Source organism: Acidimicrobiales bacterium (assembly GCA_035547835.1).
Classification (GTDB): Bacteria; Actinomycetota; Acidimicrobiia; order Acidimicrobiales; family Iamiaceae; genus DASZTW01.
On record DASZTW010000007.1, the window covers coordinates 61,121 to 78,668 of the forward strand.

Annotated in this window: 15 protein-coding genes and 1 tRNA gene; 5 read left to right on the top strand and 11 right to left on the bottom strand. The window is 71.3% G+C overall.

From position 1 onward, the window contains the following. Nucleotides 1–49: 49 nt before the first annotated feature. The 4 genes from VHA73_07325 to VHA73_07340 all read right to left on the bottom strand — a co-directional run bounded on the left by VHA73_07325 (nucleotide 50) and on the right by VHA73_07340 (nucleotide 6,486). A complete protein-coding gene (locus tag VHA73_07325; GenBank protein ID HVX17828.1) occupies nucleotides 50–1,081 on the bottom strand; it encodes a lysophospholipid acyltransferase family protein in 1,032 nt (343 codons plus the stop codon). Beyond that, the gene (locus tag VHA73_07330; GenBank protein ID HVX17829.1) at nucleotides 1,081–2,673 is read right to left on the bottom strand and encodes a lactate racemase domain-containing protein; all 1,593 of its coding nucleotides are present in this window, start codon (nucleotides 2,671–2,673) and stop codon (nucleotides 1,081–1,083) included. The genes VHA73_07325 and VHA73_07330 overlap by 1 nt, the downstream gene beginning before the upstream one ends. Nucleotides 2,674–2,764: 91 nt before the next feature. Then, entirely contained in the window at nucleotides 2,765–3,949 is a 1,185-nt protein-coding gene (locus VHA73_07335) for a zinc-binding dehydrogenase (protein HVX17830.1), read from the bottom strand. Continuing rightward, on the bottom strand, nucleotides 3,946–6,486 hold the full coding sequence (locus VHA73_07340) for an HAD-IB family phosphatase (protein ID HVX17831.1): 2,541 nt from the start codon (nucleotides 6,484–6,486) through the stop codon (nucleotides 3,946–3,948). The genes VHA73_07335 and VHA73_07340 overlap by 4 nt, the downstream gene beginning before the upstream one ends. A gap of 52 nt (nucleotides 6,487–6,538) precedes the next feature. Here VHA73_07340 and VHA73_07345 point away from each other — a divergent pair, with 52 nt between their 5' ends. Then, nucleotides 6,539–7,198, top strand: a complete 660-nt coding sequence (locus VHA73_07345) for a TetR/AcrR family transcriptional regulator (GenBank protein HVX17832.1) — start codon at nucleotides 6,539–6,541, stop codon at nucleotides 7,196–7,198. Between the two features lie 27 nt (nucleotides 7,199–7,225). Here VHA73_07345 and VHA73_07350 read toward each other — a convergent pair whose 3' ends face one another. Continuing rightward, nucleotides 7,226–8,317 carry a D-alanine--D-alanine ligase family protein gene (locus VHA73_07350; protein HVX17833.1) on the bottom strand — a complete coding sequence of 364 codons (1,092 nt, stop codon included), beginning with the start codon at nucleotides 8,315–8,317 and terminating at the stop codon, nucleotides 7,226–7,228. Between the two features lie 77 nt (nucleotides 8,318–8,394). Between VHA73_07350 and murF the strand changes: the two genes are divergently transcribed. After that, a complete protein-coding gene (gene murF / locus VHA73_07355) occupies nucleotides 8,395–9,729 on the top strand; it encodes a UDP-N-acetylmuramoyl-tripeptide--D-alanyl-D-alanine ligase (protein HVX17834.1) in 1,335 nt (444 codons plus the stop codon). Between the two features lie 57 nt (nucleotides 9,730–9,786). Here murF and VHA73_07360 read toward each other — a convergent pair whose 3' ends face one another. Further along, a complete protein-coding gene (locus tag VHA73_07360; GenBank protein HVX17835.1) occupies nucleotides 9,787–11,433 on the bottom strand; it encodes an FAD-binding oxidoreductase in 1,647 nt (548 codons plus the stop codon). Nucleotides 11,434–11,520: 87 nt separating this feature from the next. On the opposite strand from VHA73_07360, the gene VHA73_07365 reads away from it, so the two are divergent. From VHA73_07365 to VHA73_07375, 3 genes are all read left to right on the top strand, one after another. Next, nucleotides 11,521–12,930, top strand: a complete 1,410-nt coding sequence (locus VHA73_07365; protein HVX17836.1) for an amidase family protein — start codon at nucleotides 11,521–11,523, stop codon at nucleotides 12,928–12,930. Between the two features lie 6 nt (nucleotides 12,931–12,936). After that, nucleotides 12,937–13,653, top strand: a complete 717-nt coding sequence (locus VHA73_07370) for a hypothetical protein (GenBank protein ID HVX17837.1) — start codon at nucleotides 12,937–12,939, stop codon at nucleotides 13,651–13,653. 55 nt (nucleotides 13,654–13,708) lie between these two features. Further along, nucleotides 13,709–13,782: transfer RNA gene (locus tag VHA73_07375), tRNA-Val, on the top strand. Nucleotides 13,783–13,809: 27 nt separating this feature from the next. Here the strand turns inward: VHA73_07375 and VHA73_07380 are convergent. From VHA73_07380 to modA, 5 genes are all read right to left on the bottom strand, one after another. Further along, nucleotides 13,810–14,211 (bottom strand): VOC family protein, encoded by a 402-nt coding sequence (locus VHA73_07380; protein ID HVX17838.1) that lies wholly within the window; start codon nucleotides 14,209–14,211, stop codon nucleotides 13,810–13,812. A gap of 68 nt (nucleotides 14,212–14,279) precedes the next feature. After that, entirely contained in the window at nucleotides 14,280–15,344 is a 1,065-nt protein-coding gene (locus VHA73_07385) for an ABC transporter ATP-binding protein (GenBank protein ID HVX17839.1), read from the bottom strand. Continuing rightward, entirely contained in the window at nucleotides 15,341–16,150 is an 810-nt protein-coding gene (locus VHA73_07390; protein ID HVX17840.1) for an ABC transporter permease, read from the bottom strand. The genes VHA73_07385 and VHA73_07390 overlap by 4 nt, the downstream gene beginning before the upstream one ends. 12 nt (nucleotides 16,151–16,162) lie before the next feature. Continuing rightward, nucleotides 16,163–16,570, bottom strand: a complete 408-nt coding sequence (locus VHA73_07395; protein HVX17841.1) for a TOBE domain-containing protein — start codon at nucleotides 16,568–16,570, stop codon at nucleotides 16,163–16,165. A gap of 67 nt (nucleotides 16,571–16,637) precedes the next feature. After that, nucleotides 16,638–17,456, bottom strand: coding sequence for a molybdate ABC transporter substrate-binding protein (modA, locus tag VHA73_07400; protein HVX17842.1), 819 nt, complete (start codon nucleotides 17,454–17,456; stop codon nucleotides 16,638–16,640). Nucleotides 17,457–17,548 lie beyond the last annotated feature (92 nt).

Genomic DNA, 17,548 nt, shown 5'->3' on the forward strand with positions numbered 1-17,548 from the left:
GTGAGCACTTGGCCACCTGGGAGGTGGCCAAGTGCTCACAGCTGGAGGGTCAGTCGAGGTCGGGCCAGGTGCGCGACGGGGCCCGGTCGGCGGGGCGGCCGAGGGGGGTGCGGTCGCCGAGCTCCCAAGCGCGTCGCCACGAGCTGGTGGCGGGCCCGGCCATCGCCGGGGTCGACGAGTCGTGCGCGCGGCGCCGGGCGGTCCACCAGTCGGTGCGCGCCTCGTCACCCAGGGCCGCCACCGCGGCTTCGATGCGCACGCTGAAGCGGCGCGAGTCCTCGCCGTCGGCGAGCTCCAAGGGCGCGCCGAACGTGACCACCGTCTGGCCCCGCTTGAGTCGGGTGGCCCCTTTTGGCAACAGCCGATCGACGCCGAGCAGGTGGACCGGCACCACCGCCACGTCGCACCGCTGGGCGAGGTAGGCGGCGCCGGGTTTGAACTCCTGGCCCCATCCGTCGGGGCTGCGACCGCCCTCGGGGAAGATCACCATGTTCCACCCGTCGCCGAGCAGCTCGGCGGCCTGGTCGGCGGAGCGTCGGCCGATCTTGACCCGCTCGAACGGAATGGCGTTCAGCGCCAAGGCCGACGCGGCCGAGGTGGCCCGGTTGGCGAAGAAGTAGTCGGCAGCGGCCACCACGAAGGCCTTGTGGCGGAACCGCGACGGCAAGGCGCTGAGCAGGATTGCGGTGTCGAGGTGGCTGTGGTGGTTGGCAGCGAAGATCACCGGTCCGTCGACGTGGAGCAGCCGGTCGAGGCCGCGTACTTCCGGGTCGGCGACGGCGCGCATGGCGGGACGCGTGACGCCTTCGAGCAGCGCAGCGCGCGCGGCGCGGGCGGCTGGGCGGCGGGCCCACTCGGTCTCGTAGTCTCCACCGACCTTGCGCGTGCTCGGGGGCGGCTCCACCCCGAGGGGCACGGTCGGCGCGCGCAGTGGGAAGTCGAGACGGCCGACCAGCCGGCTCAGGCTCGGACGGCTCCGGGCGCTCAAGAGAGCAAGCGCGGTGCGGGCCCGGTCGACCACCTGCTTGTCGAGCGGTGCAGACGCACCGGCCGGGCGTCCACGGCGCAGCTCGTCGGCCATCAGCTGACCTCGGCGACCACGAGGGGCGGGTTGTGGAAGTGGGAGATGGTCGGCGACGGACCCACGACGTCGCTCGCCATCTCGAGCGCGTCGGCCAGCGTGCTGGCGGGCCGGAACCCGAGGCGCCGCACGGACCGAGCCTCGCCGCCGACGATGATCACCTGGCTCAGGTACTGCAGGGCGTGGCTGCCCCAGTACCACATGTAGAACGGGTGCACCCCGTGATACGCGTAGCTCGTGCGGTACAGGTGGCGGTACCACTCGTCTTCGGCGTAGCTCTTCTCGAACCGCTGCTCGATCTCGATCGGGTCGGTGGTCTCGGCCAGGACCTGCTCGAAGAAGTCGATGTAGCTCGGGTGGTGGACCGGGTGGAACTCCCAGGGCGTGGGGTGGGTCATGATCAACACCCCGCCCTGACGCACGAGTGGCTTGCCCCGGTACATGTTGAAGAAGTACCCGAGCCCGAGGCACATCACGAGGATCGGGTTCATCACCGAGTTGACGTTGTACGGGCAGATGTAGGGCAGCCCCATGGTCAGCACGTCGGTCTGACCCTCGACGTGCACCAACTGCTCGGACCACACCTGCTCGAGCGTGCGAGCGTGCACCGCGTCGACGTCGCCGGCTTGCACCGACGTGAGCGCGTAAGGCGCCCGCCAACCCTGGAAGATCTTGCGGGCAGCCTTGGCCGGCATGCGGTCGAGGCCGGCCTTCATGGTCATGAAGGTCGCGCGGTCGCGCCACGTCCACTCCCATTCACGCTTCTGGAGCATCGACAGGGGGGAGTCGGTGCCGAACGTGTCGTTGTTGACCGTGGTCTCGATCTGGAAGATCTTCGGTCCGTTGCGCTTGAGCACTTCACCCATGCGCCAGTTCGAGTGGTGCAGCTCTGACTTGTGCCGATCCATGAACGAGGTGCTGTGCTGCATGGTGCGGACGTTGTGGTGGTGGCGCAGGCTCCGGTAGCTCGCCAGCCCGGTGGCCGTGCTCTTCCAGCCGCCGTCCATCGCCACCAAGTTCAGGTTGACGTATACGACGAGATCGCTTTCCGCGGCCCGACGGTTGATCTCGACTTCCTCGCCCTGGTCGGTTTCGCCGAGGAAGGCGAGGTTGTCGGCGTCCTCGGCGTCGTGGTTGTACAGGGCGCCGCGGGGCGCGAACGCGTCGTACACCCGGTCGCCGACTGCGTGGCGCAGTTCGGCCTCCGTCATGCGACGGTGCAGCGCGAGCGCGGCGATCAGGTGGACGTCGTCGACGCCCGCGGCGGCCGCCGCGTCGAGGACCGCCTCGATCACCCGCTGGCGGATGTCGGGCGCCCGCATCTGCGGCAGCGGGAGGGAGATGTCGTCGAAGCAGATCGTGAGCTTCATGCCCGGGCGGAGCAACGCCGACAGCGGCTCGGAGTCGAGTGGATGCTCGAGGGCGTGGCGGATCGCGGCGTCGGGGTCCCGGATGCCCTCGTGGGGTTCACCGGGGTAGATGACCCGGCTGCGATCGGCGGGCAGCTTCTCGAGGCGGAACTGCTCGCCGTGGTGGAACAGGATCGGCGGCGTCGACTTGTCGACCTCGAGGACGAATCCGGGGCGAGGCATCAGCGCACCCCCCGCCGGCAACGGGGAGCGGGGGCGGGGTGGGACCGGGACTGGGACTGGGAGTGCGGGTCGCAGATGGAGGGCACGGGCGTCATGGGTGTTGGCGCTCCTTTTCGGCACGCAGGTCGAAGGCGACCTTCACGGCGCCGCGCCGGCCGGCGTTGGCCGCGTGTTCGATGGCGTCGCGGTAACGGGACAGGGGATAGGTGGCCGACACGAGACGGCCGAGGTCGGCATCGCGGACCACGTCGATGGCCGTGACGAAGTCGTCGCGGGTGTACGCGTAGCAACCCCGCAAGGAGGTCTCGCGGTGCCACAGCGGAGTGAGGTCGATGCCGATGTGGCCCGGCATGCCGACGAGGATGACGTCGCGCCCGGGCGCCACGACTTGCAGGGCCTGGGCAACGGAATCGGCCGACCCGACGCAGTCGGCCACGCAGTCGACGCCACTGGTCAGTTGGCCCGCGGCGGGGTCGGACGACCCGAGCACGAACGATCCCGTGAGCGACCGGACGGTTCGGGCCAGCTCCCCAGGGGCCACGGTGTGGTCGGCGCCCAGCTCGCCGGCGAGGCGACGCTGGTGCGGGTGTTTGGCCGTGACCACCACCGGCCCGGCGACGTCGCCCCGGTGGCGGAGTGCCGCCACGGTGAGGAGCCCGAGCGTGCCCGAACCGAGCACCGCCACCGAACGGGCACCGGTCTCGGCGACGGCCCGCGCGGCCCGCACGGCGCACGCGGTCGGCTCGATCATCACCGCCGCCTCGTCGGTGAGATCGTCGGGCACTGACAGAACCTGGGAGGGGTGGGCGACCAGGCGGGTGCCCCAGCCGCCGCCGGTCTCCGCGCAGAACCCGGTCTGCAGGCCGGCATCGAGGTGGCCGAACGCGAGGCGCTCACAGTGGTTGACCCGGTCCGCCGCGCAAGCGGCACAGACCGGTGTGAGCCCGCGGGCTTCGCACGTCAGCACCGGGATCAGCACCACGCGGGAGTCGTCGTCGAGGTCGCCGACCACCTCGTGGCCCGGCGTGAACGGGAACGAGACGATCGGTTCGAAGTAAGGCGACGACTTGCCGTCGATCGTGGCGAGGTCGCTGCCACAGATGCCTGCGAGACGGGGGCGCACGGTCACCCACTCCTCGCTCGGGAGCGCGGGAACGTCGAGATCGGTGGCCAACCGCAACGGGCCGGCGGTCGCACCGCGGCCCGGGACGATCGAGCCGGCGGCTCGTGCGGCCGCGTACCGGGCGGGTTTGCGCTCGAACTGCAGGGCCTTCACGACGCACCTCGAGCCCGGCGCCCTGCGGCGGAGGTGCGCGCGCTGCCGCCGCCCGATCGTGCGGCGCGGGCCGTGCGTCGAGTGTGACCGGCCGCCTTCTCGAGCAGCGGGGTCCCGATGGCGGCCGTGAGGCGGCTGAGAAAGTCGTCGGCCTCGTGCTCGCCGCGTCGGGCGAGCGGCAACGCCGGTGCCGGACCGCCAGGCGTACGGCTCCACTGCTCGACCAACCACCCGCGCTTGCGGGCGATCGCGGACAACCGCGTCTCGGGGTTCACGGCCACGGGGAACCCGACTGCGTCGAGCATGGGGAGGTCGCTGGCGGAGTCGGCGTAGGCCACTGCTTCTCGCAGCGACAGCCCTTCGGCGTCGGCGTAGTCGAAGAGCACTTGCGCCCGGCTCTCGCCAGTGGGTGGCGCGTCGGTGACCCGACCGGTGTAGCGCTCCACCCCGTCGCGCTCCTCGGTCGACATCCGAGCGCACACGATGTCGTCGAACAGCGGGCGCAACGGGGCGACCACGAAGTCGAGTGCGCCGGTGATCAGCACGGTGCGGTGGCCCAGGGCCCGGTGCTCGCGCACGCGGCGGATGCCGGCCGGGAAGGCCTTGGTGAGGATGAGCTGGTTGAACAGTTCGACCGAGTCGACGGCGAGCTGGTCGACCGGCGCGTCCTCGTAGCGACGGTAGAAGTGGCGCAGGAAGTCGGAGCGGTCACGCCGGTCGAGCTTCAACAAGCCGGGCGCATCGGCGATCAGCTTCGCCGCGAACGTCCGCTTGTCACCGGGGTCGAGATGACGGCTCGCCAACCACGCGTAGCTGGTGACGACGTTCGACGCGATCAAGGTGTTCTCGAGGTCGAACGCGGCCAGGTGGCGCTCGGGGGACAGCACTTGGCGCCGCAACCGCTCAGGTCGGCTCTCGCCTTTCGCCCGGTGGGCGGTGGTCCGCACCCGCGAGTGCTCCACGACCGACGGCAAGTGGATCTCACGCGCGTAGTGGTCCCAGTCGATCACCCGTGGGTCGAAGCAGAACGCGGCCTGGTCGTCGGCCGGCAACTGGTCCCACAACCCGAGCAGCCGGTCTACGCCGTACAGCGCCTCGCACTCGGTGTACGCGCCGTACAGCTCGACGTAGGCCAGGGCTCGTGCGGCGAGGTCCTTGCGCTCCTCGATGCGCGCCGACCATTCAGCTTGGCGACCCCGCAACGGCAGCGCATGGAGCAGCTTCTCGGCTCGCTCCATCAGGTCGTGGCCTCGCTGGAGCTGCGCTTGGACCTGCCCGCGGCCCGGGAAGCTCCACTCGCCGACCACGATCGGTTGGCCGTTGCTGTCGTACACGGGGTTCTCGGTGAACCAGTTGCGCACCAGGTCGAACAGCCGCTGGTAGCCGAGCGGGTTCGCGGTGCCCGACGCCACTTGGTAGATCGACGGGTGCGGCAGTTGGGGCTCGGGGCCTTTCGCCGCGACGCCGATGATCGCGGCGACCACCAGATCGACCGGGATCACGTCGACCACGCCCTCGGGAATGCCGGGGAACTCCTTCAGCAGTCCCCGGGCGTACGAGACGATGACCGGCTCGGCCATGCGGAAGCCGCGGATCCAGCCGGGCCGCGGCTCGGCCCACGACGACTCGATGATCGATGGGCGGACGGTGCTGACCGGGATGTCGCCCCGGTTCTCGGCCAGCGCAACTTCGCCGAGCGCCTTGGTGTACGCGTACGCGTCGGGCCAGCCGACCGACGCCGCACGGACCCTTCCCGCCTCGACCATCTCGGCGCGGACCCACGCCGTGCGGAGCTGCTCGCTCTTGTCGGCCAGCAACGGTGCCCCGGCCGCGCCCAGCTCGCGGCGAGCTTCGGCCATGAACTCCTTGAGCTTGTCGGGGGTGCGGCTGGCGGCTTCGCGGTCCGCCCGCACGCGCCGGGCTGCATCGACTTCCTTGCGCCAGTCGAGGTCGACCCAGAACGGGCTGGCGTTGACCATCGCCTCGGGCGCGGCGCCGCGCCGGTTACCAGCCACGTAACAGGTGGAGACAGCGATGAGGTGCGGCGCGACGGCGAGGTCATGGAGCGTCTGGGCGATCCGCGTAGGGCCGAGGAGGTTGACTTCGATCGCGCTGTCGAGCGGCGCATCGAACGACACGGTGGCGGCCGAGTGCACGACGATGTCGCAGCTCGCCAAGAGCTCGCGGCCGCGGTCGTCGAGACCGAGCCCGTCGCTGCCGACGTCGCCGGCCACGACCTGCACCCGGCGTGCCACCAACTCGTCGAAGGCCTTCGCACCCCCCACCTCGTCGCGCGCGCGGTCGAAGCAGTCGTTGCGGAAGATCTCGCGTCTGGCCCGCTGGTCGACCGTCCGCATCCGGCCGGGTCGCACCAACAGCGCGATCTCGCAGTCGGGCACCGAGCGCAGCAGCCGCTCCACGAGCGCGGTTCCGAGGAACCCGGTGGCGCCCGTGATGAACAAGCGCTTGCCGGCCAGCGATCCGTTGATCGAGAGCGGCGCGGCCACGGCGGAAGGTGCGGCGTCGGGGTCCGTCATCGGGGCATCACCGCGCGCACGGTAGCACGTCCTCTACCATTTGGTAGAGATGGTGGCTGTGGATCGAACGAACGGCGAGGCGAACGACGAGCCGAGCACCGCGGAGCGGGTGCTCGACGCGGCGCTGTCGAGCTTCGCGGCCAGAGGCTTCAACGGCACCTCGCTCGACGACCTCGCGGCCGACCTCGGGATCCGCAAGCAGACGATCCTCTACTACCACCGCACCAAGGATGCGCTGCTCGACGCCGTGGTCGACCGCGTGGTCAACCAGCTCGTCGACGCGTTCGATCAGGCCATCGCGGCAGGTCCTGCCGATCCCGATGGCCGGGTGACCGTGGTGGTCGACACGATCTTCCGGCTCGGGAGCCGCCGGCCCGAAGTCCTGGCGCTGTTGTGGCAAGTGGCGCGCCTGGGCGACCCCGCCGCCGGTCGACTCGCGGTGCGGGTCGAGCCGGTGTTCGAGCACCTCGTCGCCTACCTCGCCGGGCCGGCTCCTGCGGCTGGTGGCCGTGCACGTGGCGGACGGTCGGTCGCAGAGGAGAGCGCTGCGGTGCGCCGGTCGGTGCTGGCCGCGAGCGCACGGGTGCTCGCGTTGGCAATGGAATCGGAGCTGCGGCGCCAGCTCGGCATCGCACCCGACCTGGCGTGGCTGCGCCGTCGTCGCGCCGACCTCATCGACGAGCTCACCACTCGATCGGGCCGATCTGCGTGACTCGTCGGCGCGCCCGCGCGGGCCACCTCAGCGCTTGGTCGAGAAGTGGGAGCGTCGTTCGTGGCGGGCGAGCGCGAGCCCGACCAGGCGGTCGATGAGCTCCGCGTACGGCACGCCCGTGGCTTCCCACAGCTTGGGGTACATCGACTGAGGTGTGAAGCCGGGGATCGTGTTGATCTCGTTCAGCAGCCAGCCGCGCCCGTCTGCTTCGTAGAAGAAGTCGACGCGGGCCATGCCGCTTGCCCGCAACGAGACGAAGGCGCGGACCGCGAGGGCGCGCACTTCGTCGGCCGCGGCGTCCGGGAGCTCGGCCGGGATGCGCAGCTGTGCGCGGTCGTGCAGGTACTTGTCGTCGTAGTCGTAGAACTCGGCGCCCGGCACGATCTCACCGGGCACCGACGCTTGCGGATCCAGGTCACCGAGCACGCCGACCTCGATCTCGCGCCCGGCGACGGCTTCTTCGATGACGAGGACTTCGTCGTAGCTCAACGCCGAGTCGATGGCCGTGGCGAGCTCCGCAGCGTCGTGCGCCTTGCTGATCCCCACTGACGACCCGAGGTTCGCCGGTTTGACGAACAGCGGGAACCCGAGCTCGGCGGCCGCTCGGACGGCCAAGTCGGCGGGGTTCCCGTGACTGCCCCCTGCCCGGTACTCGATCCAGCGACACTGCGGAAGGCCAGCCTGGGCGGCCACGACCTTGGCCATCGCCTTGTCCATGCCGACGGCGGAGCCGAGGACACCGGTGCCCACGTACGGCACGTCGGCGAGCTCGAGGAGCCCTTGTACCGTGCCGTCCTCGCCGTGCGGGCCGTGCAGCAACGGCAACACGACCACTGGCAGGTCCGGGTCGGGGGAGCGCAGCGCCGGGATCGGGTCGACATCGGTTCCGGCCGGCTCGAGGCGGTCGGGGAGCGCGGCCGTGCCCTCCCCGAGCGTCGCGGCCGCGTCGTCGTCTCGCACCCACGTGCCGTCGCGCGTGATGCCGATCGGAGCGAGGTCGTAGCGGTCGCGATCGGCGGCGGCCAGGACGTGCGCGGCGGTCACGCACGACACCTCGTGCTCGGCCGAGACCCCGCCGAACAGCACGACGAGACGGACTCGGCGGGGGAGCTCAGGCATGGGGAAAGTGTAGGGAGGGTCGCAGCGCCGGCCGGGCATGCAAGGCCGACCGGAGGTGCGGCGGTACCGTTGTGCGGGTGCGGTTCACGACCGAGGAGCTGGCGTCGGCGACGGGCGGGCGGGTCCACGGGCGATCTGCCGAGGTGGACGGCGTCTCGATCGATTCCCGCACCGTGCAGGCGGGCCAGCTGTTCGTGCCGATCGTCGCCGACCGCGACGGCCACGAGTTCTTGGTCCCAGCGGTCGCCAACGGCGCCACCGCGGTGCTCACCTCGCGCCCGGCGTCCGACCTCGGCGACACCGGCGACGCAACGGCGATCGAGGTTTCCGACACGTCGGCGGCGTTGCTCGACATCGGGCGTGCGGCCCGCGACCGGCTGCCGGAGCGCGTCGTCGGGGTGACCGGATCGGTTGGCAAGACCTCGACCAAGGACCTGCTGGCGGCCGTCTTGTCGTCGACGATGGTCACCGCCGCCAGCGAACGATCCTTCAACAACGAGCTCGGGCTCCCCATCACGCTGTCCGGTGCGCGCCCCGACACCGAGGCCGTCGTGGTCGAGATGGGCGCCCGGTGCGAGGGCCACATCGCGCTGCTGTGCGAGATCGCCCGGCCGACCGTTGGTGTCGTGACCCGGGTCGACGGCGTGCACTTGGAGATGTTCGGCGACCTCGAAGCGGTGGCGAGGGCCAAAGGCGAGCTCGTAGAGGCGCTCCCCGCCGGCGGGCTTGCCGTGCTCAACGCCGATCAGGACGCGGTGGCCGGCATGGCCAAGCGCACCGAAGCCGACGTCCTCACGTTCGGTGTGCACGGCGGCGCGGATGTCGTGGCCGAGGACGTCCAGCTCGACGCCGGCCTCCGGGCGCGCTTCGCCTTGCGCACGCCGTGGGGGAGCGCGCCAGTGGTCCTCGCGGTGCGCGGCGCGCACCAGGTGGCCAACGCGCTGGCCGCGGCGGCCGCGGCGATCCCGTCGGGCGTACCTCTCGAATCCGTGGCGTCGGCGCTCGGCCGCGCCGGCATCTCGGGTCTGCGGATGCAGCTCGAGCGGACTCCGTCGGGTGCAGCCGTGCTCAACGACTCCTACAACGCCAACCCCACCTCGATGGCCGCCGCCCTCGATGCGCTCGCCGAACTGCCCGGTCCTCGGCGCACCGCCGTCCTCGGCGTGATGGCCGAGCTCGGTCCCGACGCCGCACAGGCCCACCGCAGCATCGGGGTGCGGGCGGCAACGCTGGGCATCCGTCTCGTGGCGGTCGGCGCACCCGACTACGGCCCCGACGCGACCCACGTGGGCACGGTCGACGAAGCCGTCGAGGCCGTCGGTCCGATCCGCGAAGGCGACGCGGTCCTGGTCAAGGGCAGCCGTGTGGCCGCGCTCGAACGGGTGGCGGCCGCGCTGGTCACCGGGAGCTGACCGACCCACCGTCGGCGCAAGGCAGGGGCGGCGATCGGCCGGGTCAGCCGTCGGGCCTCAGCGCAATGGATCGATCAACACACCGGGATTCAACACACCGGTCGGGTCGAGCGCACCTTTCGCTGCCCGCAGCGCCGCAGCGAAGGGGTCCGGGCGCTGCTCGTCATACCAGCGCCGGTGGTCGCGCCCGACTGCGTGGTGGTGGGTGATCGTGCCGCCACCGGCGAGGACCGCGTCCGAGGCGGCCGCTTTGATGTCGTCCCACTGGTCGACGAGCGAGCCCCAGCGCCCTGGCGCGTACACGGTGAAGTACGGCGCGGCACCATCGGGATAGACGTGGGTGAAGCGGCACGACACGACGCCCCCGCCGCACACGTCCTGCAGGGCCGCGGCGGTCGCGGACATGACCGCTTGGTGGAGGTCGCCGAAGCGGTCCCAGGTGATGGCGGTCTCGAACGTGTCGACCACGAGTCCCAGCGAGGCCAGCGCGTCGCGGGTGTACGGCGCCCGCAGGAAGCTGTTGCGCCACTCGCCCGCGGCGCCCTCACGGCTGGCCGTGGCATCGTCTTCGCGCGGCGCGCCAGGCGCGCCCGCGTCGGAGTACCGGACCGGCTCGGGCAGCAACCCGCCGTGGTCGCGGCACAGTTCGACGGCTCGTGTCATCGCTGGTTCGACGGGATGGTCAGCCGACTCGAAGCCGAGCACCAGCAGCGCGCCGACCCCGGTGGTGCCGGCCGACAGCGCCGCCTCGGTGCCGTCGAGCAGCCGGCAGTTCGTCGGGAACAAGGCGGCCTGCGCCAACGAGCGAACTGCCTCGACACCACGCTCGAGCGCGGCGAACGTGACCGACGTGCCGGCCCGCCAGCGGGGCCGGTCCTGCAGTCGCATCCAAGCCTCGGTGATGATCCCGAGCGAGCCCTCGGAGCCGATGAACATGCGGTCCGGCGACGGCCCCGCTCCTGAGCCGGGCAGGCGCCTCGACTCACTGATGCCCGAAGGGGTGACGACGCGTAACGACTCGGTGAGGTCGTCGATGTGCGTGTACACGGTCGCGAAGTGGCCCCCCGCGCGGGTGGCGAGCCATCCCCCCAAGGTCGATCGCTCGAACGACTGCGGGAAGTGCCGCAACGTGAGGTCGTGAGGGCGGAGCTGGTCTTCGAGGTGAGGGCCCAGCGTGCCCGCCTGGATCCTCGCAGCACGACTGGTCCGGTCGATCTCCAGCACCCGGTCCATCGTGGTGAGGTCGATGCTCACTGCGCCCCGGTAGCCGTCGCCGACATCGGCCTCCACGCCGCCGACGACCGATGACCCGCCGCCGTAGGGAATGGCCGCGATGCCGTCAGCCGCGCACCAGTCGAGCAGGTCGACCACTTCGGCTTCTGTCGTCGGCCGGGCCACGAGGTCCGGTGGGTGCGCTAGGCGTCCCTCCAAGTTGCGGACCACATCTCGGAACGCCTTGCCGTGCGTGTGGCCGGCGCGGCTGTTGGGATCATCTGCGCACAGGTGGGCGAGCGCGTCGGGTGCGGTCACGCGAGGTGGCCGGAGCCCGAGCGTCGCAGGGTCGGGTGGGTCATGTGGTTCGAGCGTCGCCTGGCCGTCGCCGAACAGCCCCGTGACCGATGCGGCGAGCTTGTCGCGCTGTGCAGTGGTCAGCGCCGCGTCCTCGTAGCCCCAACCCCACCAGGAAGGAACGCGGCCGGCCATGGCGCTCACCCTACGCACCTCCCGGGAGCCCTGCGGCGAGGCTGCGCGCCCCGAGCAGCCGCTCGCCGCCAGGCGTATCGTCACGGCATGACCATCGACTTCCGCAACGAGACCGTTGGCGAGCTCGCGTCCCGGGTGCAGTCCGGCGACGTGTCCGCTCGCGAGCTCACGGAAGCCGCGCTGGCGCGCATCGATGAGTTGAACCCCACCATCAACGCGTTCGTCGCCGTCGACGCCGATCTCGCGCTGCGCGACGCCGACGATCTCGACCGGCGGCGAGCTGCGGGTGACGATGTCGGTCCGCTCGCCGGCATCCCGATCGGCGTCAAGGACCTGGAGGACGCGGCGGGGTTCCGCACCACCCATGGATCGCTGGTGCACGCCAACGACCCGGTCGCCGTTTCCGACTCCGTGCTGGTGGAACGCATGCGGCAGTCGGGCTGCATCATCATCGGCAAGACCAACACCCCTGAGCACGGTCACAAGGCCGACTCGACCAACCTCGTCTTCGGCTCCACCCGCAACCCGTGGAACACCGATTTCTCCGCCGGCGGGTCGAGCGGCGGGAGCGCGGCGGCCGTTGCGGCCGGCATGGTCCCGCTGTGCACGGCGAGCGACGGCGGCGGCTCGATCCGGATCCCCTCAGCAGTCAACGGCCTGGTCGGGCTCAAACCCTCGATCGGCCGCGTTCCGGGGGGAGGCCCGACGCCGACGAGCTGGGCGGACCTGTCGACCAAGGGCGTGGCGGTGCAGCGCGCCGAAGACCTCGCGCTCGTGCTCGACGCGGTCATCGGTCCCGATCCGACCGACCTCCGTTCGCTGCCGATGCCCGAACAGTCGTGGGTCGACGCCGTCGCCACCTTGCACACGCCTCGTCGGGCGCTGTGGTCGCCCACGTTGGGTTACGGCACGGTCGACCGCGAAGTCGCCGAGTTGTGCCAGGCCGCGGTCGACAAGCTGGCTGCCGAAGGCACCGAGATCATCGAAGTGCCGGTCGTGTTCGACGAGGACCCGGTCATGCCGTGGTTGAACCTCGCCATGATCGGCAGCCTCGCGGCTTTGCGCTCGCTGCGTGACGACGGCCGGTGGGAGCAACTCGATCCGGGCCATGTCGCTCTGATGGAGATGTGCGAATCGCACGCCACGGCCGCTGACGTCATCGACGCCACTCGGGTCGCGCACGTGTTGAACTTGCGCCTGGTCGAGCTGTTCCACCAGGCGCCGCTGCTGCTCGCGCCGACGGTGGCAGGGCAGCCGGGCGCGCCGGGGAGCGAGGGCACGATCAACGGCCAAGTCACCCCGAGCTGGGTGGCGTTCACGTACCCGTTCAACCTGACACGCTCGCCGGCCGGCACCGTGCCCGTCGGCCGCACCGAGTCGGGCGTTCCCGTCGGTCTCCAGGTGATCGGGCCCCAACACGGCGACGCGGTGGTGCTGCGCATGCTCGCCGTGCTCGAGCGGGTCATCGCCTTTGACGAGCGCGCTCCGCTGAGCTGACGCGAGATGTCGGGTTTGGCGGACCGATGGGAGCTGGTCGGAGAGGGCCTCGTCGCGTTCGCCCGCGCCCGCAGCCTCACCTGGCCGCTGCCCGAGGGCATGACCCGCGCTCCTGGGCCCGCCATGGTCACCGCGCTGCGCTACACCGACTCGACGGTCGGGCCGTTCCTCGAACTGGCCGTGGCGCTGCCGGCGAGGATCGGCGGTCACTTCGGTTGGTGCCGCACGTTGGTGGTGGTCGACCGCGGCGAGGTCCGCAACGCACTTCGCGCACACTGGGGCCTGCCTTGCGCAGTGGGCACGTTGCGGTGGCTCGCCCGCGAAGAATCGCGCGAGCTGGTGTGGGAGGAGCGCGACCTCGTCGTGCGAGGCCGCGGGCGGGGCCCGGTGGTCCCTTGGATGGCACCCCAGCCGCTGTTCCTCGAGCGCAACCGCGAACCGGTGATCGCCCCGGGCCGGGCCCGGGGGACCCTGAAGGTGGCGCGGGTCACGGTCCACACCTATCCGGGCGACGACCTTGCCGCGCTGGCCGGCGGCCACCCCGGTGCGGTGCTGCGGGGCCTCCACCACGTGCGTGGCCCGGCACGGGTCGTGCGGACCGCGCCGGTGCTGGCCCCCCGTGCCGCCGGTTCGCCCGAACCGGTGCTGTTCGATCCCGTCCGCTTCGAGCGGTTCAGCCACGAGCCGGTCCGCTGCGACGTCGTTGGCTCGAACCTGCGATGACGGCTCGATCCCGGTTCCGGGTGGCTTCCCGCTTGCGGTAGCGTTCGTCGTCCCAGGGCGTGTAGCTCAGTTGGTCAGAGCGCTCGCCTCACACGCGAGAGGTCACAGGTTCAAGTCCTGTCACGCCCACTCCTGGCCCCGTCACCCGCGGGTACCTCACGACCCGAGCTTGGCTTCCGGTCGGGTCGGCTCGAACAGCTCCACGGGGTTGCCCGAGGGATCTTCGACGAGGATCTGCTTGCCGCCCACGCCGGTCACGATCTCGTTGCGGAACCGTGCGCCCTTCGCTCGCAGGTCGGCCACGAGGGCTGCCAGGTCGGCGACCTCGAGAGAGAAGCGGTTCCAACCGCCAGGGGCCGGCACGGAGCCGTCTGGCATCGCTTGGCCGCCGCCGGGTCCGCCGCCCGGCGCGCTCAACACCAGGCGGAGATCACCCGCGGAGAGCATGGCGAACGTGGGGGCGGGGTGCATGTCTTCGTGGAAGCCGAGCATTCCGCAGTAGAACGCGATCGCCTCGTCGACATCGTTCACGATGTAACGCACGCTGACCGTGGCCATGATGACCTCCTCGTGTCGCACCGCCTTCGGCAAGGTAGCGCGGGCGCGGGCGGGCGCACCGGCGACCGTCACGCCGGGTACGTGGCGACCTCGGTGGCCTTGACCGAAACCCAGACGTGGCGTCCGGGGGTGATGTCGAGCTCGGCGCCCGACGCGGCGGTGATCTCCGCGACGATCGTGGGTGATCCCGCCACCCGGACGCGCAGGCGCCCGGCGAGTGGTTCGACGGTGTCGACCACGCCCGCCCAGCAGTTGCGGCTCGACCCGGCGGGTCGCTCGAGGCTGATGGTCACCGCGTTGGGTGACACCACCGCCAGAAGCGGTGTGGCCGGGGCCTCGGCGGTGCCCAGCACCAGCGCGGCGCCCCCGCCCACGTCCAAGCTGGCGCCGTCGGCGGTCGTGGTGCCGGCGTAGAGGTTGGTGCCGGCCAGCGACGCGACCCACGGCGTGCGCGGCCGGGCAGTGACCTCGCTCGGCGTGCCTTGCTGCACGACTCGACCGTCCTCGAGGACCACGACCCGGTCCGCGAGCACCGCGGCATCGACAGGGTCATGGGTGATGACGATGCGCACGCCGGCGAAGTCGCCGAGCTCCCGCGCGAGGTCGTGGCGCACGTCGTGGCGCGTCGTGGTGTCGAGCGCGGCAAGCGGTTCGTCGAGCAACAGCAGCTCCGGCTCAATCGCGAGGGCTCGGGCCAGCGCGACCCGCTGTGCCTGGCCGCCCGACAGCTCGGCCGGGGCCGCGTGGGCATGGTCGGCAAGGCCCAGCCGCTCGAGCCACCCGCCTGCGGCGCGCCGGGCGGCGGCCCGCGACGCACCCCTCGAGCGAAGGCCGAACGCCACGTTGTCGAGCGCGCTCAGGTGTGGGAAGAGGAGGTACTCCTGGAACACGACACCGATCGGTCGGTGCTCAGGCGCCACGAACCGTGCTCGGTTGGTGTCGGCCAACACGAGATCGCCGAGCGTGACGCGGCCTTCGCTGAGGGGCACGAGTCCTGCGAGCGACTGCAGCAACGTCGTCTTGCCGGCTCCGTTGGGCCCCATCAGCGCCACGGTTGTGCCTGCGTCGACACGCAAGGCCGCGTCGAGCTCGAAGCCGTCGCGGCGGACCCGCAGCTGTGCGTCGAGTGTCATCGGGCGGTCAGCCAGCGGTCGCGCAGCGCCACGAGCACGAGGAACGACACGCCGAGCAGCACGATGCTCAACGTGATCGCCGAGTCCCGTTCGGTGCCCTGCAGCTTCAAGAACACGAACAACGGCAGCGTCTGGGTCGTGCCGGGAAGGTTGCCGGCGAACGTGATCGTGGCGCCGAACTCGCCCAGCGCTCGCGCCCAGCACAGGACGGAGCCCGCGACCAGCGACGGGCGCACCAGCGGCAACGTGACGCGCCAGAACACCCGCGAGCGCGACGCGCCCAGGGTGCGGGCGGCGTGCTCGAGACGATGGTCGACCGACGCGAACGCCGCTTCGAGCGTGATCACCATGAACGGCATCGCCACGAACGTCTCGGCGGCGACCGCGCCGGCGGTGGTGTACGGCAAGTGCACGCCGAGCTGGTCGAACGGCTTCCCGACGAGGCCTCGACGCCCGAAGGCCAACAGCAGCGCCACGCCACCCACGACCGGCGGCAGCACCATCGGCATGGTCGTGATGGCCCGCACCACCCGCTTTCCCGGGTAGTCGACGTTGGCCTGCAGCCATGCGAGCGGCACGCCGAGCACGAGCGCCACGCCGGTGGCCGACAGCGACGTCTCGAGCGACAGCAGCAGCGCTTTGCGAGCGTCGGGGCTCGTGAGACGGCTCCACGACCCGTGCCACGGTGCCCGCCAGACGAGCCCGAGCAGCGGCAGGGCGAACAGCGCGGCCGCGAGCACGCCCGGCACGAGCACCCACAGGGGTGGCACCGTGCGGCGCGAGGTCGCGCCCGTCCGCGTCGTCACGGGCGCCGGCGCCTACGGCTCCGCCGGCCGCTCGACCACGACGTTGGTGGCCTTCACGACCGCAGTGGCCACGACGCCGGGCGTGAGCTCGAGCTCGTCAGCCGCCTCGCGCGTCATGAGCGAGACCACGCGGTGAGAACCGGCCTGGATCTCGACCTGCGCCGTGACCTTGTCCTTCACCACACGCGTGACGATCCCTTGGAAACGGTTCCGTGCCGAGCGGCCGACCACGACTTCCGGATCGTGATCGACTTCGTCCGCGGCGGTGACGGCGAAGGCGGCGAGCGACGCCCCGTCGACGAGCCGATGGCCGCCGTGTGGTCGCTGCGATGCTATCTTGCCGTCGTCGACCCAGCGGCGGAGCGTGTCGACGCTCACGCCGAGCAGCTTGGCGGCTTGGCCCATCCGATATGACGGCATTGGCGGGTCCTCTCGACTCCGGTGGCGGTGGGGTGGGACGTGGGTGGTCGGCGGCGGGCGCTCCAGGTCACGAGGCGGGCAGGAACCCCCGCGCGGTCAAGGCGCGCTGGCCCGAGCCGTGCACGATCGCGTCGACGAAAGCGGCGGCTGCGGCACGGTGCTTGGTGGCTTTCACGATGGCGATCGGGTACGTGGCGATGGCGTTCTGCGCCGCGGGGATCGCGACGCCTTGGCCCTCGGAGCCGGCGGCCTTCACGTCGGTGACGTAGACGACGGTGGCGTCGGCCTCGCCGGTCACCACCTTGGTGACCGCGGCCTTCACGTCGGGCTCGAGCGATTTGGGGTGCGGCGTGAGGCTGGCGGCGCGGAAGATCTGTGTGGCGTACTTGCCGGCGGGGACGGTCTCGTCGCACAGCACCAGCGTGAGGTCCGACTTCGTGAGGTCGGCGAGAGCCTTGACGTGCTTCGGGTTGCCAGGTGCCACGAGGATCTCGAGCTTGTTGCGCGCGAACGTGACGGGCGGCTCCACCAGGCCCTCCTGCACCAGCGTGTGCATCGTGGAGGTGTTGGCGGTGGCGATGACGTCGGCGGGCGCGCCGTTGGCGATCTGGGTCACGAGCTCGCCCGACCCGGCGAAGCTGTACGTGATCGACAGACCCGGGTCGGACGTGGCGAGGGTGGCCTTCTCGTCGCCGAAGGCTTCCGTCAGCGACGCCGCGGCAAACACCGTCACGTTGCCGTGCGCGGTGACGGCGGAGGCAGACGTGGTGCTGTTGCCCGCGGTGGCGCCGGTCGACCCGTTGGAGTTGCCGCAGCCCGCGACGACCGCGACGACCACGGCGAGCATGGCGAGCAGAGAGACGGCGGTGGCGCGGGTGCGGCGCATGGCGCTCCAGGGGGAGGTCGGCGTGGCGGTGCCAACGAACCCTAGCGAGCGTGCAAGGTTTACCCGCTCGAAACCCGCGATGTGCGAGGCAC